At 66.4% G+C, this 25828-nt stretch carries 23 protein-coding genes; 1 reads left to right on the forward strand and 22 read right to left on the reverse strand.

Features of this window, described 5'->3' with window-relative positions:
• The 10 genes from fabF to AUL39_RS08925 all read right to left on the reverse strand — a co-directional run bounded on the left by fabF (position 1) and on the right by AUL39_RS08925 (position 8677).
• Positions 1 to 1248, reverse strand: coding sequence for a beta-ketoacyl-ACP synthase II (gene fabF, locus AUL39_RS08880; protein WP_059055449.1), 1248 nt, complete (start codon positions 1246 to 1248; stop codon positions 1 to 3).
• Positions 1249 to 1310: 62 nt separating this feature from the next.
• The gene (gene fabG, locus AUL39_RS08885; protein WP_059055451.1) at positions 1311 to 2081 is read right to left on the reverse strand and encodes a 3-oxoacyl-[acyl-carrier-protein] reductase; all 771 of its coding nucleotides are present in this window, start codon (positions 2079 to 2081) and stop codon (positions 1311 to 1313) included.
• Positions 2082 to 2083: 2 nt separating this feature from the next.
• Positions 2084 to 3037 carry an ACP S-malonyltransferase gene (locus tag AUL39_RS08890; RefSeq protein WP_059055452.1) on the reverse strand — a complete coding sequence of 318 codons (954 nt, stop codon included), beginning with the start codon at positions 3035 to 3037 and terminating at the stop codon, positions 2084 to 2086.
• Positions 3025 to 3969, reverse strand: coding sequence for a nitronate monooxygenase (locus tag AUL39_RS08895; RefSeq protein ID WP_059055454.1), 945 nt, complete (start codon positions 3967 to 3969; stop codon positions 3025 to 3027). Before AUL39_RS08895 ends, AUL39_RS08890 begins: the two co-directional genes overlap by 13 nt.
• Before the next feature lie 72 nt (positions 3970 to 4041).
• Complete coding sequence (locus AUL39_RS08900; RefSeq protein ID WP_059055456.1) at positions 4042 to 4275, reverse strand: acyl carrier protein; 234 nt, start codon at positions 4273 to 4275, stop codon at positions 4042 to 4044.
• 108 nt (positions 4276 to 4383) lie between these two features.
• A complete protein-coding gene (locus tag AUL39_RS08905) occupies positions 4384 to 5361 on the reverse strand; it encodes a beta-ketoacyl-ACP synthase III (protein WP_059055458.1) in 978 nt (325 codons plus the stop codon).
• On the reverse strand, positions 5361 to 5948 hold the full coding sequence (locus AUL39_RS08910; RefSeq protein ID WP_059055461.1) for a MarR family winged helix-turn-helix transcriptional regulator: 588 nt from the start codon (positions 5946 to 5948) through the stop codon (positions 5361 to 5363). The genes AUL39_RS08905 and AUL39_RS08910 overlap by 1 nt, the downstream gene beginning before the upstream one ends.
• 166 nt (positions 5949 to 6114) lie before the next feature.
• A complete protein-coding gene (locus tag AUL39_RS08915) occupies positions 6115 to 6957 on the reverse strand; it encodes a biotin--[acetyl-CoA-carboxylase] ligase (RefSeq protein WP_059055463.1) in 843 nt (280 codons plus the stop codon).
• Positions 6958 to 7444: 487 nt separating this feature from the next.
• Complete coding sequence (locus AUL39_RS08920) at positions 7445 to 8161, reverse strand: DUF554 domain-containing protein (RefSeq protein WP_059055465.1); 717 nt, start codon at positions 8159 to 8161, stop codon at positions 7445 to 7447.
• A 48-nt stretch (positions 8162 to 8209) separates the two neighbouring features.
• Positions 8210 to 8677 carry a pyridoxamine 5'-phosphate oxidase family protein gene (locus tag AUL39_RS08925; RefSeq protein ID WP_059055467.1) on the reverse strand — a complete coding sequence of 156 codons (468 nt, stop codon included), beginning with the start codon at positions 8675 to 8677 and terminating at the stop codon, positions 8210 to 8212.
• Between the two features lie 433 nt (positions 8678 to 9110).
• Between AUL39_RS08925 and AUL39_RS08930 the strand changes: the two genes are divergently transcribed.
• Positions 9111 to 9878 carry a YaaA family protein gene (locus tag AUL39_RS08930; RefSeq protein WP_059055812.1) on the forward strand — a complete coding sequence of 256 codons (768 nt, stop codon included), beginning with the start codon at positions 9111 to 9113 and terminating at the stop codon, positions 9876 to 9878.
• A 239-nt stretch (positions 9879 to 10117) separates the two neighbouring features.
• Here the strand turns inward: AUL39_RS08930 and rpoD are convergent, their stop codons facing one another.
• The 12 genes from rpoD to AUL39_RS08990 all read right to left on the reverse strand — a co-directional run bounded on the left by rpoD (position 10118) and on the right by AUL39_RS08990 (position 25800).
• The gene (gene rpoD, locus AUL39_RS08935; RefSeq protein WP_082667352.1) at positions 10118 to 11506 is read right to left on the reverse strand and encodes an RNA polymerase sigma factor RpoD; all 1389 of its coding nucleotides are present in this window, start codon (positions 11504 to 11506) and stop codon (positions 10118 to 10120) included.
• Positions 11507 to 11549: 43 nt separating this feature from the next.
• Positions 11550 to 13535: a DNA primase gene (gene dnaG / locus AUL39_RS08940; protein WP_059055469.1), complete on the reverse strand. Its 1986-nt coding sequence runs from the start codon at positions 13533 to 13535 to the stop codon at positions 11550 to 11552.
• On the reverse strand, positions 13532 to 14617 hold the full coding sequence (ribF, locus tag AUL39_RS08945) for a riboflavin biosynthesis protein RibF (RefSeq protein WP_059055472.1): 1086 nt from the start codon (positions 14615 to 14617) through the stop codon (positions 13532 to 13534). Before ribF ends, dnaG begins: the two co-directional genes overlap by 4 nt.
• On the reverse strand, positions 14614 to 15573 hold the full coding sequence (gene truB / locus AUL39_RS08950) for a tRNA pseudouridine(55) synthase TruB (RefSeq protein ID WP_059055474.1): 960 nt from the start codon (positions 15571 to 15573) through the stop codon (positions 14614 to 14616). Before truB ends, ribF begins: the two co-directional genes overlap by 4 nt.
• A complete protein-coding gene (locus AUL39_RS08955; protein WP_059055476.1) occupies positions 15570 to 16625 on the reverse strand; it encodes a DHH family phosphoesterase in 1056 nt (351 codons plus the stop codon). Before AUL39_RS08955 ends, truB begins: the two co-directional genes overlap by 4 nt.
• A gap of 11 nt (positions 16626 to 16636) precedes the next feature.
• Positions 16637 to 17068: a 30S ribosome-binding factor RbfA gene (gene rbfA, locus AUL39_RS08960; RefSeq protein WP_059055478.1), complete on the reverse strand. Its 432-nt coding sequence runs from the start codon at positions 17066 to 17068 to the stop codon at positions 16637 to 16639.
• A gap of 10 nt (positions 17069 to 17078) precedes the next feature.
• Positions 17079 to 19727 carry a translation initiation factor IF-2 gene (infB, locus tag AUL39_RS08965; protein ID WP_059055480.1) on the reverse strand — a complete coding sequence of 883 codons (2649 nt, stop codon included), beginning with the start codon at positions 19725 to 19727 and terminating at the stop codon, positions 17079 to 17081.
• 73 nt (positions 19728 to 19800) lie between these two features.
• Positions 19801 to 21054 carry a transcription termination factor NusA gene (nusA, locus tag AUL39_RS08970; RefSeq protein WP_059055482.1) on the reverse strand — a complete coding sequence of 418 codons (1254 nt, stop codon included), beginning with the start codon at positions 21052 to 21054 and terminating at the stop codon, positions 19801 to 19803.
• A gap of 12 nt (positions 21055 to 21066) precedes the next feature.
• Positions 21067 to 21573, reverse strand: coding sequence for a ribosome maturation factor RimP (locus AUL39_RS08975; protein WP_059055483.1), 507 nt, complete (start codon positions 21571 to 21573; stop codon positions 21067 to 21069).
• A 142-nt stretch (positions 21574 to 21715) separates the two neighbouring features.
• A complete protein-coding gene (locus AUL39_RS08980) occupies positions 21716 to 21991 on the reverse strand; it encodes a 2Fe-2S iron-sulfur cluster-binding protein (protein WP_059055485.1) in 276 nt (91 codons plus the stop codon).
• 600 nt (positions 21992 to 22591) lie between these two features.
• A complete protein-coding gene (locus AUL39_RS10985) occupies positions 22592 to 23656 on the reverse strand; it encodes an NADH-ubiquinone oxidoreductase-F iron-sulfur binding region domain-containing protein (RefSeq protein WP_059055487.1) in 1065 nt (354 codons plus the stop codon).
• Complete coding sequence (locus AUL39_RS08990; protein ID WP_235810824.1) at positions 23653 to 25800, reverse strand: FAD-dependent oxidoreductase; 2148 nt, start codon at positions 25798 to 25800, stop codon at positions 23653 to 23655. Before AUL39_RS08990 ends, AUL39_RS10985 begins: the two co-directional genes overlap by 4 nt.
• Positions 25801 to 25828: the final 28 nt, after the last annotated feature.

Consider the following 25828-nt stretch of genomic DNA (forward strand, 5'->3'; position numbering starts at 1 on the left):
CTACTCCCCCTCGTAGCGGCGAAGCACGACCACGGCGTTGTGGCCGCCAAAGCCCAGCGAGGTGGACATGGCCCACCTGCCGTCAAACGGCACCGAGTGGCCGGGCGTGTAGTCAAGGTCGCAGTCCGCGTCGGGCTCGGCCAGGCCGATAGTGGGCGGCACCACCGAGTCGCGCAGCGCGCAGGCGCAGGCCATGGCCTCAACGGCGCCGGTGGCTCCCAGCATGTGGCCGGTCATCGACTTGGTGGACGATATGTGCGCGGCATGCGCGGCCTTCTCGCCCAGCGCCTGTTTGATGCCCATGGTCTCGGTCTTGTCGTTGAGCTTGGTCGAGGTGCCGTGCGCGTTGATGTAGAGACCTTCGTCTGTGTCCATGCCGGACTCGGCGACGGCCTGCTTGATGGCGCGCGTGATGCCGCAGGCCGTGGGGTCGGGACTCGTGATGTGGTAGGCGTCGGCGGTGTTGCCGTAGCCGCAGACCTCTGCCACGATGTTGGCGCCACGCGCAAGGGCGTGCTCCAGCTCCTCGAGCACCAGGATGCAGGCACCCTCGCCCATCACAAAGCCGTCGCGGTTGGCGTCGAAGGGACGGCAGGCCGTGGCCGGGTCGGGGTTGGTGGTGAGGGCACGGCAGTTGGTGAAGCCAGCAATGGAGACCGGCACGATGGCCGCCTCGGTGCCGCCGGCGAGAATGGCGTCGGCATAGCCGTAGCGGATGGCGCGGTACGCCTCGCCGATGGCGTTTGTGCTGGTGGCGCATGCCGTGACCACGGGCAGCGTGGGGCCGAGCGCGTGGTGGCGAATCGAGACCTGCCCCGCGGCCATGTTCGCGATCATCATGGGCACGAAAAACGGCGAGACCTTGCGCGCGCCACCCTCGTTGCAGCGGGTGACCTGCGCCTCGGTGGTGCCAATGCCGCCCACGCCAGAGCCCACGTAGACGCCCAGGCGCTCGGGGTCGATGGCGCCCTCGGCATCGAGGCCCGAGGACTTCATGGCCTCGTCCGAGGCGACGAGCGCAAACTGGACGTTGCGGTCGTTGTGGAGCGTGTCGGGCTTGCCGAGCGCCGCGACCGGGTCAAAGTCCTTGACCTCGGCGGCCACGCTCACGCGGAAGCCGGTGGTATCGAAGGCCGTGATGGTGCCAATGCCGCACTTGCCCGCGACAAGGGCGTCCCAGCTCTCCTCGGCCGTATTGCCCACGGGGGTAATGGCCCCCATGCCCGTGATGACTACCCTGCGATCCATCTTTCCCCCTTCTGGCGTGCGGCCCCGCCGCAGCCCCAGGTAACGCGAGCAGCAGGCAGAGCCTACATGCACAGCCCGCCGTCGATGCGAATGACCTCGCCCGTCACGTAGCTTGCGGCGTCGGAGACGAGAAACGCCACCACGCCGGCCACCTCCTCGGCAGAGCCGAGCCTTCCCAGCGGGATGCGGGCGACATAGGTGTCGCGAGCCTCCTGCGGGAGCTTCTCGGTCATGTCGGTGTCGATGAAGCCGGGCGCCACGGCGTTTGCGGTGACGCCGCGACCGGCGAGCTCTTGCGCCACAGACTTGGTGAGACCCACCACGCCCGCCTTGGACGCGGCATAGTTGACCTGCCCCGCATTGCCGTGCAGGCCCACGACGGAGCTCACGTTCACAATGCGGCCGCCGCGCTGGCGCACGAAGTTTCTCGCGAGCGCACGCACCATGTTGAAGGTGCCCTTGAGGTTCACGTCGAGCACGCGGTCGAAGTCCTCGTCGCGCATGCGAGCAAAGAGCCCGTCGCGCGTGATGCCGGCGCTGTTCACGAGCGCCCACACGGGACCGAAGTCCTTGGTGACCTTGGCGACCGTCTCCTTGACGGCATCGGCGTCCGCCACGTCGCAGCGATATGCCGCCGCGCGGGCGCCAAGGCCCTCGAGGGCGCGTACGCAGCTTGTGGCGGCCTCCTCGTTGCCCGCGTAGATGATGGCCACGTCAAAGCCGTCGCGCGCGAGCCTTTCGGCGCAGGCGCGGCCAATGCCGCGCGAGCCGCCGGTGACAAGGGCCACGCGGCGGGTGTCCTTCTCGCCAGTCCCTGCGGTCTTCTCAGCCATGGCTACGCCTCCCCAAGCGCCTGAACGACCTCTTCGAGCTGGTCCGGCGTCTCGACGTTGTAGGTGGTCACGCCCTCGAGTGTGCGCTTCACGAGGCCCGTGAGCGTGTGGCCGGGTCCCACCTCCACAAAGGTGTCGATGCCCGCAGCCTGAAGCCCATGGAGCTCGTCCACCCAGCGGACGGGGTGCGAGACCTGCGCGGAGAGGGTCTGGGCAATCTGGGCCGGCGTGTCCGCGTAGGGATCGCCAGTGAGGTTTGCCCATGCGGTCACGCTCGGTACCTGCGGCGGGTTTGCCGCAAGGTAAGCGGCAAGGCCGTCTGTTGCCGCCGCCATGTACGGGCTGTGGAACGCGCCGGAGACGGCAACCGCCATCGAGCGGCCGTGAGCCTCGCGCACCAGGGCGTCGAGCTTCTCGCACGCCTCCGGCGAGCCGGCGACCACGGTCTGGAGCGGGCTGTTGTAGTTCACCGGCCAGGCCTCGCGTGCCTGGGCGGCGAGGCCCTCCACGGTAGCCGCGTCGAGCTTGAGCACGGCGCGCATGGCGCCGGGGTGCTCGTCGCAGCACGCCGTCATGAGGCGGGCGCGCTCCTGGACCAGGCGCGTTGCGGCAGCCACGTCAAACGCGCCGGCAAACGCCAGCGCCGCGACCTCGCCGAGCGAGTGGCCCGCCACGGCCGCCGGCGCAATGCCGCGCTCGCGCAGGGCGCAGGCGCAGGCAAGGTCGACGGCAAAGACGCAGGGCTGGGTGTTCTTGGTGAGCGAGAGCTCCTCCTTGGTGCCCGAGAAGCACTGCTCGCGCGTGCCGGGGCGGACCTTCTCCACCGCGTCAAAGACGGTGCGGGCGGCAAGGCTTGCCTCGTAGAGGTCATGCCCCATGCCGGACTTCTGCGAGCCCTGACCCGCAAAGAGGAAGGCCACGTTGGGGCGCCCGGCTGCGGTGTCTACGCGATCCATTTGGTTGCCTCCCCCAGGTACTTCTCGGCGCCGTCCATGAGGTCGTCGACGATCTCCTGGGCCGTCTGCTCCTCGTGGACCATGGCGGCAACCTCGCCGGCCATGAAGGAGCCCTCCTCGTAGTTGCCGTCCTTGGCGGCCTTACGCAGGCTGCCGGCGCCAAACTTGCCCAGCTCCTCGGGGGTTGCGCCAGTGCGCTCGCGGCGGGCGAACTCCTGCGACAAGGGCGTCTTGAGGCAGCGCACGGCACCGTTCATGCTGCGGCCGGTCACGATGGTCGAGAGGTCCTTGGCCTTGAGGATGCGGTTCTTGTACTCCTGGCTCACGGTGCACTCGCGCGCCACCAGGAAGCGGGTCCCCACTTGGACGCCCACGGCGCCCAGCATGAAGGCCGCGGCAACCTGACGCCCGTCGGCGATGCCGCCGGCGGCAAGGACCGGCACCTTCACGGCGTCGACCACCTGAGGCACGAGGACCATGGTCGAGAGGTCACCGATGTGGCCGCCGGACTCGCCGCCCTCGGCCACGAGGGCGTCTGCCCCCGCGCGCTCGAGGAGGCGGGCAAGCGCCACCGAGGAGACCACGGGGATCACCTTCACGCCCGCGGCCTTCCAGTCTGCCATGTACTTGCTGGGGTTGCCGGCGCCCGTCACCACGACGGGCACGTGCTCCTCGGCCACGACGCTCGCGACGTCCGCCGCAAAGGGGCTCTGGAGCATCACGTTGACGCCAAAGGGCTTCTCCGTGCGCTCGCGGCACTCGCGAATCTGGTCGCGCACCCAGTCGGCTCCCGCGTTCATGGCCGAGATGATGCCGAGGCCGCCGGCTTCGGAGACGGCGGAGGCGAGGCTCGCGTCGGCGATCCACGCCATGCCGCCCTGGAAGATGGGCTTCTCGATGCCCACCAGGTCACAGAGGGGTGTCTTGATCATGTGAGGTTGGTCCTTAGTCTTGGCTCCGGCGCTCCCGGCTCTTGTGCGTTCCCCCCGCGTGGGGTGGCCGTGCTACTTGGCGAGAAGGCCATCGACGAGGTCGACGAACTCGCCGACGGTCTTGGGGTTGGCCTCGGGGTCGATCTCGATGCCAAACTCGTCCTCGCAGGCCATGACGGCCTCGACGGTGGCCATGGAGTCAAGGCCGACCTCGGCGAGGTTGGTGTCGCGGGTGAGCTCGACGTCGTCCAGGCCCTCCTGGTCCTTGAGGATGGCGACGACGCGATCGAAAGTGGACTCTGCCATGGTTCTTCTCCTTCTTCTGGCGCCGGGGTCCCGGCGCGGACGAGGGCGCCTGGCGACGCCCGGGATACCGTAGGTGCCGCCGCGCCGTGCGGCGGACTTGCGACGGGGCTAGCTAGGGCTGGCCTCCCAGCGCACGAGGGTCGAGGCAACGTCGAGGCCGGCGCCAAAGCCCACGAGCGCCACGAGGTCGCCGGGGGAAAGCTCGCCCGCGCGGCTCATGCCGTCGAGCGCAAGCGGGATGCAGGCGCTCGAGACGTTGCCGGTGATTGCAAGGTTCACGGTCACGCGCGCACGGTCGAGGCCCAAGTGGGTGCAGACGGCATCGATGATGCGCTCGTTGGCCTGGTGGAGCACGAAGTGGTCGATGTCCGCGAGGGCGACGCCCGTCTCGGCGGACATGTCACGCAGCTCGCGCGTGACCTCGGTGACGGCAAAGTGGTAGACGCTCCTGCCCTTCATCGAGAGCGCGCTGGGCTTGGCGGCCTCGCGCGTGGGGTCAAAGGGGCTCGTGCCGGCAACTCCCGACACGTCCAGCGCGGCCACGTTGGGGATGGTGCGCAGGCGCGTCCAGAGCGGACTCTCGCCGCCGGCCTCTACCACCACGGCGGCCGCGGCGTCGCCAAAGAGCACGCAGGTGGTGCGGTCGGTCCAATCCATGATGCGCGAGCACTTCTCGGCAGAGAGCACCAGCGCGCGCTTGGCGCGGCCGCGGGCAAGGTAGCCGTCTGCCACGTCGAGCGCGAAGACAAAGCCGGAGCACGCGGCCGAGACGTCGAACGCGGGGCAGGTGGCGCCCAGGCGCTCAGCCACGGCGCAGGCCTCGGCGGGCATGAGGTGGTCTGCCGTGGTGGTGGAGCAGACGATGAGGTCCAGGTCCTTTGGGGCAATGCCCGCGGACTCGAGGGCGTTGCGCGAGGCCTGCTCCGCAAGGTCGTCGAGCGACTCGGTGGTGCAGACGCGGCGCTCGCGAATGCCCGTGCGTGTGCGAATCCACTCGTCGCTGGTGTCGAGGAAGGTGGAGAGCTCGTCGTTGGTGACACTGCGGGTGGGCAGCGCCGAGCCCGTCCCGATGATCGTGTAGGACATTACGCAACGCCGCCCTTCTCGGCCAGGATCTTCTCAAGCTCCTCGCGCTGGGCACGCTGGGCCTCCGCGTAGAAGTGCTCGAGGCGGCGGATGCCGTCGAGCAGAACCTGGCGCTCGGGGATCGTGAGGCCGAGCGAGACCTCCTCGGACATGTGGCGGTTGAAGACCGCATGGAGCCTAAAGACGCGCTCGCCGCGGCGGGTGAGACTCACGTTGACGCGCCGCGCGTCCCTGGGGTCGCGGCACTTCTCGACGTAGCCCTTTCGCACGAGCCGGTTCACTGCCGTGGTGGCCGAGGGGACCTTGATGTCGAGCGCGCGGGCAATGTCCGAGACGCTGATGGTCTCATCGGTGTGGAAGGTCGTGCGGCCAACGACCTCGATGAGGTTGAGCTCGGCCACCGAGAGGTCGATACCGTGCGAGCGGCGCGTGAGGTCCTCAAGGCGGTCAATCGAGTCGTAGGTGTTGCTCAGAAGGCGCGAGATCTCGGCGACAAAGGCGACTTCGTCGTTAACGTCGACGTCCTCCGGGCCGCTTGCGACGGCGAGCCCCGGCTCCTGCGCGTGCCTCTCATACGACTTGCCCACGTGACCCCCCGATCGCGTTGGCGACGATGTTGGAATTAATTAGTTAGTCTAACTAATTATTTACAGTGTAGCGAATTCTCCGCAATGCGCTGTTATGCCGACACATTCACGCAATCTGCACGATGGAATCCCGTTGCCCCGCAATGGGATTCCGTTGCCCGGCAAATCAATCCCGCGCGCGGAGCGAGGCCTGCTCGGAGGAGAAGCGCAGCTCATGGCCATTGGCCTGGAGCACAAAGGCGCGTCCGAGCGCGTCCACGGCAGCAAAGGTTCCCTCACCGAGCAGCTCGCCCGAAGGCGAGACAACCTGCACCGCGTGGCCGAGAAGCGCCAGCGACACCTGGTAGTCTTCGAGGAGCGGCGCAAGCGGACCTTCCGCCTGGGACTGAGCGGCCAGCGCCTGCGCCCACGCGTCCACGCGGGAGATGACGGCGTCTCGGAAGGTCGTGGCAAGCGCCTCAAAGTCGCCTGCCGCACTAGCCGCGGTGCCATCAAGGCACTCGTCCAGGTAGGCCGGCGGAAGCGCCCCTACCATGCCGTCGTGGACCGCGGCGGGGCGAATGACCTCGCGCAACGGGCGCGTGAGGTTCACGCCAATGCCGCACACGGCAAACGCGCCAGCCGCGGACTCCCCCACCTCGACGAGAATTCCGCCCAGCTTGGAGCCGTCCTTCTCGCCCGTAAGCGCAATGATGTCGTTTGGCCACTTGAGTGCGACGTCCCGGGCGCCAAGCGCGTGGCACGCGTCGAGCACGCCAAGCCCGCACGCTGCGGGGATGGCCGAGAAGCTCGCACGCGGAACCTGCGGACGCACCAGAACCGAGAAGTACAGGCCTCCCTTGGGCGAGACCCACACGTGGCCCCTGCGGCCGCGGCCCAGGGTCTGGCGGCGCGCGGCGACGGCAGCACCGTGGGACGCTCCCTCGCGACCGAGGCGCATGACGTCATTATTGGTTGACTCGGTCACGTCGACAATCGTGACCGCGGGAAACCCCGTTCCTCTCGCCATGCGCTCTCCCCTCTCCCTGGTCCTCTGTTCCGACCGACCGGACCTTCCCCAGAGTTTATCTATGTCCCTTTGACCCATCATGCACCAGCTGGGCTCATACAGCAGCCGATTAGGAGATACCAATAGACTCCGTGGGATGCTGGGGTCGCGAATCGTTGTTACCGGGCCGTTCGAGGTTCTCATCGTTTGCCCTGTTGGGCAATCTTACGCCAAACGTGTCGGTAACAACGCACGGGCCGAGAAGCTCCCTTGTTACCGGCTCGTCGAACCGCCGCGTCATCTTCCCAGATAGCCGCCCGCAACTACGAACGTGCCGGTAACAACGAGTGATATGAGAAGCCTCTTATTGCCGGCGCCGAGAAGCCCCCTTGTTACCGGCTCGTCGCGGGGCCGCAGCGTTTGCCCAGTTGGGTTCTCAAATGCGAGACGTGCCGGTAACAAGCATCTGAGCAGCCAGCGTCACTGCCGCAAATGCGCGGCCCGGCGGCTACATCAACCCCAGCGCCATCGCCGCGGGGACGAGAAAGATGGGGGCAAACGCTGCAGGGATGAGGTTTGCAACCTTGATGTCGGTCACGCCAAGGAGGTTGGTGCCCACGGCAAGCAGCAGCGTGGAGCCGGTGACGGCAACTTCGGTGACAACTGCGTCGGTGAGGAAGGACCCCACCAGGCTTGCCAGCACGGAGAGGATGCCCTCGTAGACGACAAGGCTCACGCCGCAAAAGGGCACGCCGATGCCCATAGTCGCTGCCATGGGAAGGCAGACTGCCAGGTCGATGACGCCCTTCGAGATGAGGGTCGAGTGGTCAAGCAAGATGCCGCTCGAGAGCGACCCGACAATGGCCATGGCTCCCGTACAGGTGAAGATAGAGGCCGTGACGAAGCCGTCCGAGAAGTTCCCAAGGCGCTTCGAACCAGCAAACGCCTGGTTGAGGCACCGCTGAGCCCAGTCACCCAACGAACGAATGCGCGCGTCGATGTCGATGCCCAGGCCGATCACGGAGCCAAGCGCCAACGAAAGCGTAACGATGGCAACGCTGCCGCCCTGCATCATCCCCTGGACGGCCACCAGCACGACGGCAAGGCCCTGCCCCTTGAGAAGGAAGTCCCCCAAGCGCTCCGAGACCCGACCCTTAAAGAAAAGGCCGAGAACTCCGCCGACTGCAGCCTCGAAACCGTTTATGAGGGCTCCTACCAGAACCACGTTCGCTCCTTGATTCCTGATTGTTCACTCGCCACGCCTAATGTCGACCTACGACTCGTTCACGCGCTTGCCGCTCATGTGGTCAATGGAAAGCTCAAGCAGCTGGATCCTCTCGGCGGTGCGCTTGATCTCGTCGGCCACGTAGCCGGATGGGTCGTACTTCTCGCCCAGGCGACGCGCAATCTCGAGGGACTCCGGGGTTGTTTTCATAAGCGTGATGCGCCCGAAGACGATGACACTTCGCACGTCTGGGCCAACCTTGCCCTCAACGGGCACGCCTTGATCAAAGACGGTGAACGAGACGCGATTGTCGGCCTTGATGGCATCAATCTTGTGGCCAGTCTTGGCACCGTGAAAGTAGATCTTTCCCTGTTCGTACAGGTAGTCCATGGGAACGCCGTACGGATAGCCGTCCTCGCCGTGAACCGCCAGGACGCCACGCCGCTCAGAGAGCAGGATCTTCTCGCACTCTTCCTGCGCCAGCTGCTGCTTGAAGCGTCTCATCTGCCTGAACATAGCCCCGCCTTCCCGCAAGCCGCGGGGATCCAACCCGCGGCGCGAATTCGTCATTGTGTGGCTCATCAGTTTGAGCGCAGTCAAGATTGCGCGTGAAAGGGGCTCCGTTCTGCATCGAACTCGCCTTTGTTACACAAATTTCTGTTTCTTTGCATCGAACTGCCCTTCGTTACACCCTATTTCGAAGGACACCTAAGTGTCGGCGTGTAGATGCCTACAACATATAGTGGTTATCAGACTTGCAAGGACAATATGCAGGCGCTCATACTTGAGGAACTCCAGAAACCCCATATAACGAAGGGCAGTTCGGCGCAATAAACTCAAAAATCGTGTAACGTAGGGCAGTTCCTCGAATATTTCTTTGTTACTTTCTCGTCTTTCCGCGCTTGCGGGCCGGCTTAGGCAGCCAACGGAATGGAACAGCATGGCATTGATGCTCGTAATATCGCCGGCGAAGCGGATGGACGTAGTCGAAGGCCCGCCCTTCGCCCAAACTCGGCCCGCGTTTCTCGCCGACGCGCAGCACCTGGCCCGCAAGCTGCGTTCCCTTGACTACGACGGCGCACGCAGGGTCTGGCGATGCAGCGACACACTGGCACGGCCCAACTGGGAACGGCTTACCACCATGCCTGAGGACATGGCGAGAGAACCTCGGCTACTCTCCCCTTCCGTACTCACGTACGTGGGCATTCAATACCAGCACCTAGCCCCGCAGGTCATGACCGAGAAGGAGCTGATGTGGCTCTCGTCTCACCTGCGCATCCTTTCCGGGATGTACGGGATTCTGCGTCCACTTGACGGCGTGATCCCATATCGCCTGGAGATGCAGGCAAAGCTTGCCGTTGACGGGTGCCGAGACCTCTACGAGTTCTGGGGAGGGCGACTTATAAACGCCTTCCTCGGCGGCGGTACGGACGTCATCGTGAACGTTGCCTCGCAGGAGTACGCAAAGGCCGTGGTCCCTTGGGCGCAGCGCACGGGCGTACCTGTGGTGACCTGCGTTTTTGGGGAGGTTCGCGCCTCTGACGGTCGCGTTGTCCAGCGCGCAACCGAGGCGAAGGCCGCACGCGGAACGTTTGTACGGTGGTGCGCAGAGCAGGGGGTCGAGAAGGTCGAGCAGCTCGAGGGGTTCTCGGAGAGAGGGTACCGTTTGAATCGGAGCCGCTCCGACGCCGAGACGCTCACGTTCGTGCGCGGGTAACACGTCGCCGGAGAGCCCCTTTTGAATGACTTTGTCGCCAAACTGGGCCTTCCGGCGACTATTTGTCGCCGGAGAGCGTGCGTTGTTGCAATTTGCATCAAAAAGGGCCTACCGGCGGCGGCACTACGACCGGCGACCCGTCCGCGCCGCAACCGCGCAGAGAGTACTCGCGTTACAAAATTGCGGGCCGCCAAAGGGACGGCCCACACATACATCTACCAGCTCAAACGCGAGAGGCGCTACTCCTCCATGTAGTCCTTAAGCCTGCCGGAGCGGCTGGGATGACGCAGCTTGGCAAGCGTCTTGGACTCGATCTGGCGAATACGCTCGCGCGTCACGCCAAACTCGCGGCCAACCTCCTCAAGCGTGCGGGGGTGACCGTCCTCAAGGCCAAAGCGGAACTTGATGACCTTGCGCTCGCGGTCGGCAAGGCCGTCGAGCACCTGGTCAAGCTGCTCGCGGAGCATGGAGTCGCTCGCTGCCTCGGGCGGCGCCACGGCAGTGGAGTCCTCGATGAAGTCTCCCAGCTGGGAGTCCTCCTCCTCGCCGATAGGCGTCTCCAGCGAGACGGGCTCCTGGCTGATCTTCTGGATCTCGCGCACGCGGTCGGGCGACATGCCCATCTCGGCGCCAATCTCCTCCGGAGTGGGGTCGCGGCCAAGGTCCTGCAGCAGCTGGCGCTGCACGCGGATGAGCTTGTTGATAGTCTCGACCATGTGCACCGGGATGCGGATGGTGCGTGCCTGGTCGGCAATGGCGCGGGTGATGGCCTGGCGAATCCACCACGTGGCGTACGTGGAGAACTTGAAGCCCTTGGTGTAGTCGAACTTCTCGACCGCGCGGATGAGGCCGAGGTTGCCCTCCTGGATAAGGTCGAGGAATAGCATGCCGCGGCCCACGTAGCGCTTGGCGATGGAGACAACCAGGCGCAGGTTCGCAGAGATGAGCTGCTGCTTGGCGTCAAGTCCCACCTGCTCGATGCGCATGAGGCGGCGCTGCTCGGCGCGCGTAAGCTCGATCTCACCGTTCTCGGCGGCCTCGAGCTTCTCGGAGGCCTCGGTACCCGCCTCGATCTTCATGGCCAGGTGGACCTCTTCATCGGCGGTGAGCAGGTCGACCTTGCCGATCTCCTTAAGGTACATGCGCACCGGGTCGCCCGTGAGCATGACGGTGGAGGTGTCCTGGCGGCGCGCACGGGCGCGGCTCGAGCGCTTGGGCTTGGAGACCTTGGCCTTGGGCACCGAGCGCAGGGCCTCCTTGATCTCCTTGGCCTCGTTGGCGGCCTCGGACTCCTCGTCGTCCTCGCCGTCGAGGGCGTCATCGTCGTCGGAGAAGTCGTCGTCCGCACCAAAATCGTCATCGTCGTCGCCGGCATCGATGGAGCCAATGCCATAGGCAGGGTTGGCTGCCTCGCCCGACGTGGTGATCTCGACGCCCTTGCCACGCAGCGCATCGTAGAGGTCGGAGAGCTCGTCCCCGTCCACGTCGACGTCACGGATGGCAACCTGGATGTCATCCTCGGACACGCTTCCGCCAGACTTGGCAGACGCGCTCACCAGCCCATCGACCACGCGCGTAAGCTCGTCGGAGAGCTTGATGTCGTCCTTCGTCTTCTTTGCAGCAGCCAAGTTATTCCCTTCGACGCAGTAACCTTCAAGATGCTACCCGTTTTTACTGCTCGACAACAGCAGAAAGTTTCTTTGTCAGCTCATTAATACGCTTCTGGAGCGCAGTTGCTTTCTCGAAGAGCGCCTCCGCATCCTCCCCGCCCGCGTTTCCGGAGTCCCCTGCCTGCCGCAGGCGCGCCTTAGCCTCACGCACGCGCCGCTTGCACGAGTAGAGTTCGACCGAGTCGACGAGAAACGCGACCTTCTCGCGCGCGTCCATGCCGGGGCTCGAGACCACACGCCCGGACGAGAGGATCTGCGGCGCGTCAGGCTCCACGGCCGTGGCGGCTGCCACGACGTCTGCGGGCGCGGTGCCCTCTGGCGTGGCTAACATTGCCCAGGCCATTCCCTCGTGACGTCCGTCCGCCCACATCACGTCTGCCAGGCGATCGGCATAGGGGCGCACCTCGTCCGGCATGGCGGCAAGAATCGAGAGCAGCTCGCGCTCAACGGCGACCTGCATGCGCTCGTCGCCCGAGAGCATGCGCGAGACCGAGAAGGAACCGCCGTTCGCGGGCGCTGCGGCAACGGGAACGCCGCCACCCTCGTAGGCGTCCGCAGGCACGTAGTCGTCGGGCACGGGAGAGTAGCCGTCCTCATCCCCCGAAAACGGCGCAGCAGCCGCGGGTACCGCACTTGGCGCAGCCAGCCTGGCAGCGGCCTCGCGCCGGCGCTCCCGCACCTCGGGCTCAGCGGCCTTAACGGGCTTCTCGCGAATCACGCGCTTTGTCTCGACAACGTCCATGCCAAGGGCGTCCGCCAGCTGCGTGGCGTACTCGTCAAGCAGCACGGAGTTCTTGAGCGGCGCCAAAAGTTGGGCCATCTCGTCCAGCGCCTTGACGCGCCGGCCTGGCGCCGAGAGGTCATAGCCCGCCAGGCGCTTGGTGAACACGAAGTCCATGAGCGGCACCGCGGCGTCGAGCTGCGCCTGCATGGCGGAGGCGTCGTGGGACGAGAGGAACTCCATGGGGTCCTGGCCGTTGGGCAGAACCACGCAGACCATCGAGGCCGAGGTCTTGTCGATGAACTGGACGGCGCGCTCGGCCGCACGCTGGCCGGCCTCGTCGCCGTCGAACATGCAGATGATGCGAGAGACGCGCTGGCGCTCCATGAGCCGGATGTGGTCGATGCGGAAGGCGGTGCCCAGCGCCGCCACGGCGTTGGTGAAGCCGGCCTCGTGCATGGCGATGACGTCGGTGTAGCCCTCGCAGACGATGGCCGTGCCCGTTGCCGTCATGGTCTCCTTGGCGCGGTCGTAGGCAAAGAGGTGCTTGCCCTTGTTGAAGACCGTGGTGTCACGCGTGTTGAGGTACTTGGGCGCGTTGTTGGCGGGGCGCAGGATGCGGCCGCCAAAGGCGATGGTGCGCCCCTGCTCATCGTGGATGGGAAACATGGCCCGGTCGTAGAACCAGTCGGCAAGGCGCCCCGAGCGTTCAACGGCCAGGTTGGCGGCTATGAGCTCCTTGGGGCTATAGCCCTTCCCGCGCAAGTACGAGACGAGCGAGCCGCGCCCGGGCGCGTAGCCCAGGTGCCAGCGGCGGCACACGTCCGAGCCAAAGCCGCGCCCGGCAAGGTAGGCCCGCGCGGCGGCCGGCCCCTCGCCACGGCCACGCATGAGCATGGTGTGGTAGTAGTCGTCCGCCAACGTGAGGGCCTCGATGAGGCGGTTCTTGCGCGGCCCGCGGGCGGCGTTCTTGTCCTCGGAAAGCTCGATGCCCGCACGATCTGCCAGGTAGCGAATGGAGTCCGGAAACGAGAGGTTCTCGCGCTTCATCACGTACTTGAAGACGTCGCCGCCCTCGCTGCACGCGCCAAAGCAGTGCCAGAGGCCCGTTGCCGGATCCACCTTGAACGAGGGGGTCTTCTCGTGGTGGAAGGGGCAGCATCCCCAGAACTCCCGGCCGCGCTGACGCAGCTCGACCGTCTCGCCCACCAGCTGCACGATGTCGGTGGCCTGGCGAACCCGCTCCTTGTCCTCGTCGCTGATCACGCGACCACCCCCACGCACTCCTCCCCGACATTCTCGCGTACCCATTGGATGTTCCCCAACACGGCGGATTCCAGCTCGGCAAGCGAGTCGAATCGACGAGAGGCACGAAGGTGGCGCAGAAACACCACGCGGGCGTCCTCGCCGTAGACATCGCCCGAGAAGCCCACGAGGTTTGCCTCGAGCATGGGGTGGGCCGCCACGTCAAAAGATGGCGGCGCACCAACGTTAACCGCCGCGGGCCAGACGCGCCCATCGATGATGGCGAGACAGGCGTAGACGCCGTTGGCCGGCAGGCAGTCACGGCCGTCCAGCTCAACGTTGGCCGTGGGAAAGCCAAACGAGGTGCCCTCACCGCGGCCGTGGACGATGCGCCCACCCAGGAAGTGGTGGCGAAGCAGGAGCTGGGCGGCCTTCTCGACCTTGCCCTCGCCGAGAAGCCCGCGCACGCGCGTGGCCGAGACGGGGCTTCCCTCCGCCGTCACGAGCGCGTGACCAAAGACGTCGAAGCCGCACTTCTCGCCCAGGGCAGCCATTGCCGTTACCGTTCCCGCGCCGCCGGAGCCAAAGCGGAAGTCCTCGCCCACATGGATGGCCGCAGGCGAAAGAATGCCGCCCAGCACCTCGGTGACGTAGCGGTCGTACGGAAGCGCCGCAAGCTCAGGCGTGAAGCGGTGCACGAGAATGGCGTCCGCGCCGGAGAGAGCCAGCGAGCGCACGCGGTCCGCATCGGAGAGCAGGCGCTCGGGCGGACGGGTGGAAAGGACCTCCGAGGGGTCGGGGTCAAAGGTCACCAGGGCAAGTGGCAGGTTCCGCGCGCGGGCGTCCGCGGCGGCCTGGGCGATGAGGGCGCGATGCCCCGCATGCAGGCCGTCAAAGGCGCCAATCACGCAGACAAAGCGCTGGTTGGGCCCCAGCGTGACGCCAGGAGCAAGGTAGGCCGTGGCGTCCGGCAGATGCATGGATGCGCCAAGCGACACGCCCGAGAGCGTCGAGGCCGCAGCCAGTCGGCGCGCCTCCGCGTGCGAGAGCGGCCAGGTGGGCTCGTGCCAGTCGGGCGCGCAGGAGAAGGGCTCGCCCGTCATGCGCGCACCCCCGTGATGCCGGCCGGGAAGTTGACCTCGCAGGCAAGGCCGCGCCTGCCACAGCTCCATACGCCAACGAGGCGCTGGTCAAAGACCATGGCAACGCGCTCGCCAGGAAGCGGGGCACGATCTGTGCCGTCTGCCACGCGTACCGTTCCCGCCGCCACGACCTTTCCGCAGGCGGCGTCTGCCGCCTCCTGCGCACTCAGCAGGCGCACTGGGGCACCAAGGGCCGCAACGGGGTCAAGCGCGTGGGCAAGAACCTCCGCCGGATCCTGCGCCGCGTCGACAGCGTCCAGCGCCAGGCAGGCGTCAAGCCCCACCGAGCCGGACTGCGTGCGCCGCAGCGCCACGAGGTGCGCGGCGGACCCAGCGGCACGCCCGATGTCGCGTGCCAGGCTCCGGATGTAGGTGCCCTTGGAGACGTCAAAGTCGACGACCCAGCTGAGCTGCCCCTCCACCGAGGCTATTTCGACAAGCTCTGCAGAGAAGACCGTGATGCGGCGGGCTGCCAGCTCAGGCGCCTTGCCCTCGCGCGCAAGCGCGTAGGAGCGCTGCCCGTCCACGGATATGGCGGAATACGCAGGAGGCACCTGGTCCTGCTCGCCCACAAAGCTGGCGAGAATACCGCGGGCCACGTCCTCGCTGCCCAGGCGCTCGGGGACCTCGGCGGCAACCGTGGGCGCGCCGTCGGCGTCGTCCGTATCGGTCTCGCAACCAAAGATGATGCCTGCCGTGTAGCGTTTGCGCTCGGCGGTGAGAAGACCCATGAGGCGCGTGCCCTGGCCCACGCCAACCACCATCACGCCCGAGGCAGCGGGGTCAAGCGTCCCGGCGTGTCCCACGCGGCGCTCCCCCAGGACGCGCCGCACGTGGTTCACCACGTCGTGACTCGTCATTCCGCAGGGCTTGTCGATGCCGAGGAGGGCGTTGTAGCCCGACTCGCCGCGCCTCACCGTGACGCACCTCGCACGTCTGCCGTCAGGGCGCTCGAGGGTGCCGCGGAGTCATCGAAAAGCGCGCAGAGCTTGGGAAGCACGATGGCGCGAACCTCGTCCACAGTGCCCGAGGCAGTGAACCCGGCAGCAGCACGGTGTCCACCGCCGCCCATCTCGCGCGCGATGCCCGAGACGTCCAGGTCGCACTTGGAGCGGAGGTTGCCGCGGACCTTGCCGCCGTCGACCTCCTTCAAGAAGAGCGCCACCTGGGTGCCCTCGATGCAGCGTACCAGGTCGATGAGGCCGTCAAGCTCGTCGAGCGTGACGCCGGCGTTGGCGATGTCCTCCGCCGTGGCAAAGCTGTAGGCAATGCGGCCCTCGGCAAAGGTCTGGATGCGCGCAAGAACGCGGGCGGCAAGGTGCACGTAGGCCAGGCGGTCGGACTGGTACACGTTGAGCGCAACCTCCGCAGGCGAGGCACCGGCCTCAACCAGCATGCTTGCCGTCTCAAAGGCCTCGCTGTCGGCGTTTTGGTACTGGAAGCGGCCCGTGTCGGTCACAATGGCGCAGAGAAGGTTCTGCGCGATGGTGGGCGTGAGGACGCGCGAGGAGTGCAGACAGAACTCGGAGATGATGACGCCCGTGGCGGCGGCATCGGGGCGAACCACGCCCGCCTCCCAGAAGCGCTCGCCCGAGGGGTGGTGGTCAAGAACGGCCACGTGGTGCGCGCGGGCGCAGATCTTCTCGGCGTCAGCCAGGCGCGACATCTGCGAGAGGTCAACGCAGATGAAGAGATCCGGCGTCACGTCGTAGTCCACCGCGTGCACGAAGGTGTCGGACCCCGGCAGGAAGCGGTAGATCCTGGGGACGGGGTCCTTATCGGCCAGGAGGTTGGTCACGCGCTTGCCCGGCCACGCGGTGCGAATGACCTCGGCCAGGGCAAGGCCGGAGCCAATGGCGTCGCCATCGGGCGAGGTGTGCGCGCAGATCGCGATGGTGTTGGCATCCTCGATCAGCGCGACAACGCCCTTGAAGAGCTCCGCCTGTTCCATGTATTCGGAAACCCTCATCAAGCTCTTCCCTACTCGCCCTCTTCGCCCTCGGCAGCGTCGCTGGCGCCGTCCTCGGCGTCCGCCGCGATGGGATAGCCGTTCTCGTCCTTCTCGACGCCAAGCGTTGGCGGGACGTTATCAAGCGCACGAGAGATGCGCTCGGCCTCGTCAGTGGTGGTGTCGATCTGGAACGCAAGCTCAGGCGTCACGCGCCAGCCAAGCGCGTGGCCGAGAAGCGAGCGGATGCGCCCCTTGGCGCGCTCGAGAGCAGCGGAGACCTCCTCGTAGCGGGAGGCATCGCAGCTCACGTAGGCGCGCATGAAGGACTTGTCGACCGAGACCTCCACGCCCGTGACAGTCACGAGCTGGAGGTCGGGGTCGGAGACCTCAAAGAGCATGATGGTGGCGAGCTTCTCGCGCGCAATCTCGTTGGTGCGGCGCGAGTGCTGGTTCTGCTTCACGTGTGCCTCCCTACTCCGTGCGCGCGACCTCTTCGACGCGGTACGCCTCGATCTGGTCGCCGGGGTGGATGTCCTGGAAGTTCTCCAGGCCAATGCCGCACTCAAAACCGGCCTTGACACTCTTGACGTCGTCCTTGTAGCGCCTGAGCGAGGCAATCTTGCCCTCGTAGACCACGATGCCGTCGCGCACGAGGCGAACCTGATCGTCGCGGGAGACCTCGCCCTCGGAGATCATGCAGCCGGCGGCGATGCCAACCTTGGGCACCTTGAAGGTGTCGCGGACCTCGGCGATGCCGGTCTGGACCTCCTCCTCGGTGGGCTTGAGCATGCCGATACGGGCGGCGTCGATGTCCTCGATGGCCTTGTAGATGACGCTGTAGGTACGAATCTCGACGCCCTCGCGCTCGGCAGCGGCACGCGCCTTGGCGTCAGGACGCACACCAAAGCCAATGATGATGGCGTTGGAGGCATCGGCGAGCGTGACGTCGGTCTCGGTGATGGCGCCCACGGCCGCGTGAATCGTGTTGATGCGGACCTCGGACTGGTCCATCTTGTCGAGCGAGTCCTGGAGCGCCTCGATGGAGCCCTGGACGTCGGCCTTGATGATGAGGTTGAGCTCCTTGACCTCGGCGTCTGCCATGGTGTCGAAGAGGTTCTCGAGCGTGACGTGCTTCACGCGGTTCTGCTCCTCGATGCGGGCCTTGAGGGCGCGCTGGTCAGCAAGGTCGCGGGCGTCGCGGTCATCCTGGAAGACGCGGAACTCGTCGCCTGCCATGGGGACGCTCTGAAGGCCCAGGATCTCCACCGGGTCGGAGGGTCCTGCCGTCTCGACGGGATTGCCCTTGGGGTCGAGCATGGCGCGCACACGACCGTAGGCCATGCCAGCAACCAGGGCATCGCCAACGTGGAGCGTGCCGCGGGTCACGAGTACCGTGGCAACCGAGCCACGGCCGCGGTCGAGCTTGGCCTCAAGGACGTTGCCCGAGGCAAAGGTGTCGGGGTTGGCCTTGAGCTCGAGGACGTCAGCCTCGAGCAGGACGGCCTCGAGCAGGTTGTCGATGCCGATGTGCTTCTTGGCCGAGATGTCGACGAACATGTTCTGTCCGCCCCACTCCTCGGGGATGATGCCGTACTCGGTGAGCTCCTGGCGCACGCGGGTGGGGTCGGCGCCGGGCTTGTCGATCTTGTTCACCGCCACGACGATGGGCACGCCGGCGGCCTTGGCGTGGTTGATGGACTCGACGGTCTGGGGCATGACGCCGTCGTCAGCAGCCACGATAAGAATGACGATGTCGGTCACCTTGGCACCACGGGCACGCATGGCCGTGAAGGTCTCGTGACCAGGGGTGTCGATGAAGGTGATGGTGCGGCCGTTGATCTTGACCTGCGAGGCGCCGATGGCCTGCGTGATGCCGCCGGCCTCGCCCTCGGCAACGCCGGTGTGGCGAATGGCGTCAAGCAGCGACGTCTTGCCGTGGTCGACGTGGCCCATGACGGTGACCACGGGCGGACGGGGCTTCAGGTCCTTGGGGTCATCGTAGAAGGTGAAGGAGTTCTCCTCCTCCTTGGTCATGACCTTGACGTCGCGGCCCAGGTCGTCGGCGACCAGCTCGATGAGGTCGTCGGACATGGACTCGGTGAGCGTGAGGGGGTTGCCCAGGAGGAAGAGGCGCTTGATGATGTCGTTGGCCGGCACGCCGAGAAGCTCGGCGAGCTGCGCGACCGTGGCGCCCTGCGGGACCTTCACGGTGTCGAGCTGCGAGAGGTCTTGGTCGTTGGCGATGGCCTCCTCTATGCGCTTCTCCTCCGCGGCCTCCTCGGCCTGCTTCTGGCGGCGCTCCTTGCGGCGGCGGCGCCTGCCGGTGGACTCGCGCGACGCCTCCTCGACGGCCTCGCGGGCCTCGTCGAGGACGCGGCTACGGTTGTAGGCCTCGGCCTCGCGGGCCATGCGGCTGTAGCGGTCCTCGCCCTCGTCGCCGCGGCGGCTGCCCTTGCGGCCCTTGCGGCCGGGACGGCCCTCGCCCTGCTCGGGACTGCCGTCCTGCTCCATGCGAGACGGAGCCGAGTAGCTCTTGCGCTCGGAGCGGGCATGGTCGGAATCGCTGCGGCGCTCGCGGCGACCCTGGCCCTCGGCCTTCTTCTGCGCGGCCTCCTCGGCCTGCTGCTTGAGCACCTGCTCCTGCTGGGCAATCTGGTCAAGCAGCGAGGTGAAGGTGGGCATCGACTTGGGGGCGTTGTCGTGGACGCGGTTGCGCTCTTCCTCCTCGGCACGCTCCTTGGCGGCCTTCTCGGTAGCGCGCTTCTTCTCCTCCTCGGCGCGCTTCCTCGCAGCCTCGGCGGCAGCGCGCTTCTTCTCCTCCTCGGCGCGCTCGCGCTCGCGGCGCTTCTCGGCTGCGACGCGCTCCTTCTCGGCGGCCTCCTCCTCGGCCTTCTTGGCCTCGGCGGCAGCCTCCTCCTCGGCCTTCTTGGCGGCCTCAATCTGGGCAGCGCGATCCTCCAGGATGGGCTTGAGCTTCTTGCGCACAATGGAGACGTAGGCGTCCTCGAGCGTCGAGGAGGCAGACTTGGCGGGAATCTTCATGTCGCGGAGATGGTCGAGCATCTCCTTGCTCGTCATCCCGTACTCCTTGGCAAGGTCGTGTACGCGAGTCTTGGCCATGTGACCAACCTTTCATTCACGGGCGGCCGTGCCGCCCGGGTAGTGCCTGCAATCAAAAGTCCGCTTGGGGACGCTAGATCAGAGAGTCGGGGTCGTCCGAGACCTCGGCATCCATGACCTTCTCGTGGATGCCGCAGTAACGCGAGCCCGGACGGGCCATGTTGCGGCACTGGATGCCGTTCTCGCCCACGTACTCGCAGCGGTGCTGCTCGCCGTCCTCCTCGGCCTCGCCCTCGGGGGCCTCAGCGGCATGTGGCAGATCGCGCAGGACACCAGCGGCAAGCGACTCGTTCTTGATATCGATGTGCATGCCGGTGAGGTGCGCGGCCAAGCGTGCGTTCTGGCCCTCCTTGCCAATGGCCAGCGACAGCTGGTCGTCAGGCACGATGACCGTGGCGTAGCCGTCCTCGGGGCCAAGAACCACGCGAGACACGCGTGCAGGCGAGAGGGCGTTGGCAACGCAGCGGGCGGGGTCATCGGACCAGGGCACCACGTCTACGCGCTCGCCACGCAGCTCGGAGACAACGGTGCGCACACGACTGCCCTTGGGGCCGACGCAGGCACCCACGGGATCGAGGTGGTCGTCCTTGGACGAGACGGCGACCTTCGAGCGGATGCCAGGCTCGCGGGCGATGGAGCGAACCTCGACGACGCCGTCGTAGACCTCGGGGACCTCGAGCTCGAAGAGCCTGCGGATGAGGTCGGGGTGGGTGCGGGAGACCACGATGGGCGGACGCTGGCGCTCGCCGCGCACAGTGGGCTGGTCGTTGTTCGGGTCGCGCACGTCGATGATGATGGCCTTCAGGCGCTGGTTGTGCGCGTAGTGCTCGCCCACGGGACGCTCGTTGCGTTCCTCGGGGAAGCGACGCTGGTCAAAGTGGGGAAGCTCGGCCTCGACGCCCTCGCGGATCTTGATGATCGTGAAGTCGGGCGTGGTCTGGAGCACCGTGCCGGTGATGATGTCGCCGATGCGCTGCGAGAACTCCTCGTAGATCTGGACGCGGGCCGCGTTGCGCACGATTGCGCGAATCTCGGCCTTGGCGTGCTGCGCCGCGATGCGGGAGGTGTCGGGCGGGGTGACGTCCTTCTCGTCAAAGTCGAGGTACTCGCCGGTCTCCTCGTCGTAGGACTCCTCCTTGGGGATGAGTTCGTAGACGTAGACCTTGCCGGTGGCGTGGTCGATTGTGACGCGCGCGCCGAAGGGGAGGTGGAGAATGTCGGCATAGCTCTTGGCGAGCGACTGCTCCAGTCGGTCGAGCAGGTACAGCTCGTCGATGTGCTTCTCCTGGCAGAGCGCCATCAGCGCTTCCATCATTTCTGATGCCATGCGAGTTCCTTTCTAACCCTTGGCCCCGGTGGAGGGGGCATCGAAGTTTGGCTTGATCTTGCAGCTCTTGACCTGGTCGAGGGGGATGCTCACGCGCTCGCCGTCAACCGTGAGGACAACGTTTCCGCCGTCCAGGCCCTCCAGGCGGCCGGTGAAGTGGCGACGACCCTCGGTTGCCGTGGTCCCAAGCGAGACGTCCTCGCCGGCGAAGCGCTCGAAGTCGTGCGGACGACGGAGCGGACGCGAGAGGCCGGGCGACGAGACCTCGAGCGTGAAGGACCCCTCGATGGGGTCGAGCTCGTCGATCGCGGCAGAGATCCACTCGGTCTCGGCGGCCACCTCGTCGAGCGAGATAGGCGCGGCCTCCTCGTCTGCGTGGTCGATGCGCACGCGGACGCACGGGTTCTTCTTCGAGCCCACGACCTCGACGTCGACGATGTCGATGCCATGCTCGGGCGCTGCTGCCTCGAGCGCGTCAAGGATGCGCTGGCGCGTGTCGTGCTCTGGCACTGCGGGCATGTTCCCTCCCTCACACATCGCAGGTACATACAGAAAGGAAGCGGGGTGAGAAACTCCACCCCACTTCCTACGAATCACTACTGCATTGCAAACTGAGTATAGGGACTTATCGGCAGGTGGTCAAGGACCGAGACGGAGGGCATCACAAGGACGCCACGAGTACCGCGGCCAAGCGCACCGGCCGCGGGAACGCGCCGCGCTTGGCAGCCTCGATGGCGGCCGACATGCCGGCCGGGACTGCACGCGGCTCGTGGCGCTTGGCGGTGTAGCGGTGCACCTTGACGCCGGCTGCGCTCAGGGCAACGACGACCGGCTCGCCCTCGTAGCCCTGGAGCGTCTTCCCGTCGTAGGTGAAGCTGACCAGGCGCCCTCTCTCGGTTGTCCCGAGGATCGGGTGCTCATCGAAGCGCGTTCCCATGCGATCACTTCCCCAAACTCTCTGCGGGTCCAGGCCCGCACTCTCCGGGGCTCCCCTGCCCCACGCATACCGTTTTACGTGGGAGGATTCGCTGGGTCTTGTAAGAATCGGAACCAAACGAGCATGGTAACGGGAGTTTCGCACGCCTGAAACATGACGGCACGCGGCCGTTAGCAATTGGGCCTGGGAGCCGCGCTGAGCGAGCTGGCGACAGGCTGAAGCGTTTTGGGCCATCCTCGCGATATGCTCTGCCCAAAATTTTCGATTGCCGGCCTCTTTTGGGCGAATCGATGAGTACGAAGAATCTAACTTTTTGCGGAACCGCAGGTAGAGAAATGGCACCCGTGGGGTGATACTAAGCGGAACCCCTATTTTTTACCGGCGACCGCAAATTTTAGGCACGAGGTCCCGCGGGGAGGCCCGCATCCGCTCCAAACGCATGGTGCGCCGCAACACATTCGCACTCGAACGTGTATCCCGCGCAGGTCACCACACAATCGAGCACCGAATGTAAATCGACCATGGCGAAAGCGGGGATAAAAAGGGCCCGTCGCGCGCGGCGACGGGCTCTAAAGGGCAAACGCAGTTCGGACACTAAACCTAGTGCACGCGGCAGGGAATGGGATGCGGCGGCGTCTTGGGCTTCTTGAGCCCCGCCGTCACCACAGCACCCTTGGGGCACGCGTCCAGGCACTTGCCGCAATGCACGCAGGCGCGCTGGTCGATCACGTGGACAAAGCCCGCCTTACCCTCGATGGCGTCCTCCTCGCACGCGTCCAGGCACTCGCCGCAGCCGGTGCAGCGAGACACCAGGATATGGTAGGTGACAAGCGCGCGGCACTTCCCCGCCGGGCACTGGTGGCGCGAGACGTGTGCCTCGAACTCGTCGCCAAAGAGGTCGAGCGCCTGCGCGGCCACAGAGGCCATGCGCTGGCCCACCTCGCAGAGCGCCTGCTCGGACATCGTAGGCGCAAGGTCGCGGACAAGGTCGAGGTCGGCGCTCTGACCCTTGCCGGCGCAGGCGTCGGCAAGAATCGCGCAGAGCTGGTGGCCGCCCTCGTTGCCAAAGACGCACCGTCCGCAGCACTCGCGGTGGAATCCGTCGAGGATCTCGCGCACGGCGTCAACGGCGCAGTCGCCCGCACCAATGACGCGCACGTCATCGCAGGAGAGGGTCACGCCATCCCCAAAGTGCGCGGGCGCCACACAGGTGCTCATGGGATAGCCTAGGTAGACGGCCTTAACGTCGTCGGCGGAAACGCTCGCGGCGCCGAGAAGCTCCCCCACCGTGGTAAGTGCGGCGCTCTCCACGCGCGCATCGCCCACGTAGACCACCTTGCGCTCGTCGCCACGGAGCCAGCTCTCGCCGGACACGAGCGGGTCGCAGCCCTCGGTAGTTCCGCTCACAGCGGAGGGCAGGGGCTTCTCGCCGACAAGGACGCGCGCGGCGGCGGTGTCGTTAGCGTAGACGAAGCCAAAGGAGTCGTCCGCCGTGACGTAGCTCCCCTCGGGCAGCGCGGCGATAACGTCTGTGGCAGAGGCGGGCACAATCAGGCGCACATCCTCGGCCGCCGCACGACGCGCGGCCTCCTCGAGGTTGGAACGAAGCAGCTCGAGCGCGACCGGATGCGAGCGGTCGAGCGGCATGAAGTTGACGAGAGTCATCGTGTTGCGCTCCTTTGCGGGTACTCGTTCCACAGCTTCGGGCGCTCGAGGGTCAGGCGCAGATCGCACTGGAGGCAGCGGGACGCCTCGCGCTCCGCCTCGGACTCGGCGAAGGGGCACTCGTACTGCTTGAAGTTGTCCCGGCGCTCGGCTGCGGGGGCAATCTTGGGCTCCAGCGGCGCGTCGTAGAAGTGCTCGCCCGGACGGCCAATGTGCTGCTCGGGGGCGTCGGCGTCGAGAAGGACCTCGGAGATGTCGCCGTCGCCGCCCAGATAGCGGTCGATGGACTGCGCCGCCTCGCGGCCGCCCTCGATGGCACCAATCACGGACTTGGTGCCCGTCACAGCGTCTCCCGCGGCAAAGATGCCCTCCTCGCTCGTGCGGTGCTCGCCGTCCGCCACCAGATACGGCCCGTGCGTGAGCTCGAGGCCCATGTCGCGCGTGTCCTCGGGCTTCTGGCCAACGGCAAAGATCACGTAGTCGGCGGGAAGCGTAAGCTCGCCGCCCTCGACGAGCTCGGTCACCGCGCGGTGGTTCTCGTCAAAGTAGAACTTGGCAATCTTGTTGATGGTGATGGAGCCTACCTTGCCCGAGCCCTCCTCGGACTCGTTGATGGAGGTGAAGGCGTAGGCGTCATGCAGCACCACGCCCTCCTCGGCAGCCTCCTCGCGCTCCTCGGGGGTGGAGGTCATGACGGCCTCGGCCTCGAGGCAGGCAACGTCGACGCTCGTGGCACCAAGGCGCACGGCGGTGCGGGCGCAGTCGTAGGCAACGTTTCCGCCGCCGAGAACCACCACACGCCCCTTGACCTCGATGGGATTGCCCTTACGGGAGGCCTTGAGGAAGTCGGTGTTGCGAATGACACCCGAGAGGTCGTGCCCCTTCATGGGGAGCACGGTCCCGTCGAAGGTGCCAACCGTCACAAGCACCGCGTCATAGCTGCCGAGAAGCGACTTCACGTCGTGCAGGCGCTCGCCGCAGCGGAGCTCGATGCGGGGCTTCTCGTCCGTGCCCTGCGTCACCTCGAGGATGGTCGAGACCTCGTGGTCGAGAACCTCGTCGGGCAGGCGGTAGGCGGGAATGCCGTAGCGAAGCTGGCCGCCGGGGCGTTCCTCGGCCTCGAAGACCGTGACCGCATGGCCCTTCTCTGCCAGGTAGTACGCCGCGGTGAGGCCAGCGGGGCCGGCGCCCACGATGGCCACACGCTTGCCCGTAAGCGGCTCGTGACGCACGCGGGACTTCCACTCGCCCGTGTCACGCACGGCGGCAGCGCGCTTGAGCCTGCAGATGGAGAGCGGACCCTCCAGGTGGTTGCGCTTGCACTCGCCCTGGCAGTTGTGGGTGCAAATGGAGCCCAGGGTCTCGGGGAACGGGACCTTCTCGCGCACGACGGCCGTGGCCTTCTCCCACTCCCCCGCCTTCACGTGGCGCAGGTAGCGCGGGATGTCGATGTGCGCGGGGCAGCCGGAGCGGCAGGGCACCACGTTGTCCTCGCGGCTGCGCTCGGGCTTGTTAAGGCCGAGAACGTCCACGATCGAACCAGTGGGGCACACCTCGACGCAGGCGCCACAGAAGCGGCAGCCCGCCTCCTCGAGCGAGACGCCCCCGTCGATGCCAATGCGCACGCCGTCCTCGGTGCGCTGGTAGTCGAGAACCCCAACGCCACGCAGCTCGCGGCAGGCACGCACGCAGCGGCCGCAGCGCACGCAGCGCGTGAACATGTGGGTGATGAGCGGGTTGGAATCGTCCGTGGGAACGGTGCGGGCACGGCAGCGCCAGCGCGACGGCGAGACACCCAAGTACTGGTACATGGACTGCAGCTCGCAGACGCCGTACTTGGGGCAGCCGGTGCAGTCCGAGGGGTGGGTGGCGAGAATGAGCTCCATCGCCATCCTGCGCACGTGGTCGGCACAGGCGGCGTGGGAGTCGACGACCATCCCTTCCTCAACTGTGGTCTTGCATGCGGGAACGGCATGCCCCGACCCGTTCACCTCGACCGCGCACAGCCTGCAGCCGCCAACGGCCTCGAGGTCCGGGTGCTTGCAGAGGTGCGGGATAAAGATCCCCGCATCGAGCGCGGCGTCGAGCACGGAGGTGCCCTCGGCGGCCTCGACCTCACTCCCGTCTATGGTCAGCTTCATCATGTCCCTCTCCAATGACAATGATGGTTTC

The sequence above is a fragment of the Tractidigestivibacter scatoligenes genome, assembly GCF_001494635.1.
In the GTDB taxonomy this organism is placed as follows: domain Bacteria; phylum Actinomycetota; class Coriobacteriia; order Coriobacteriales; family Atopobiaceae; genus Tractidigestivibacter; species Tractidigestivibacter scatoligenes.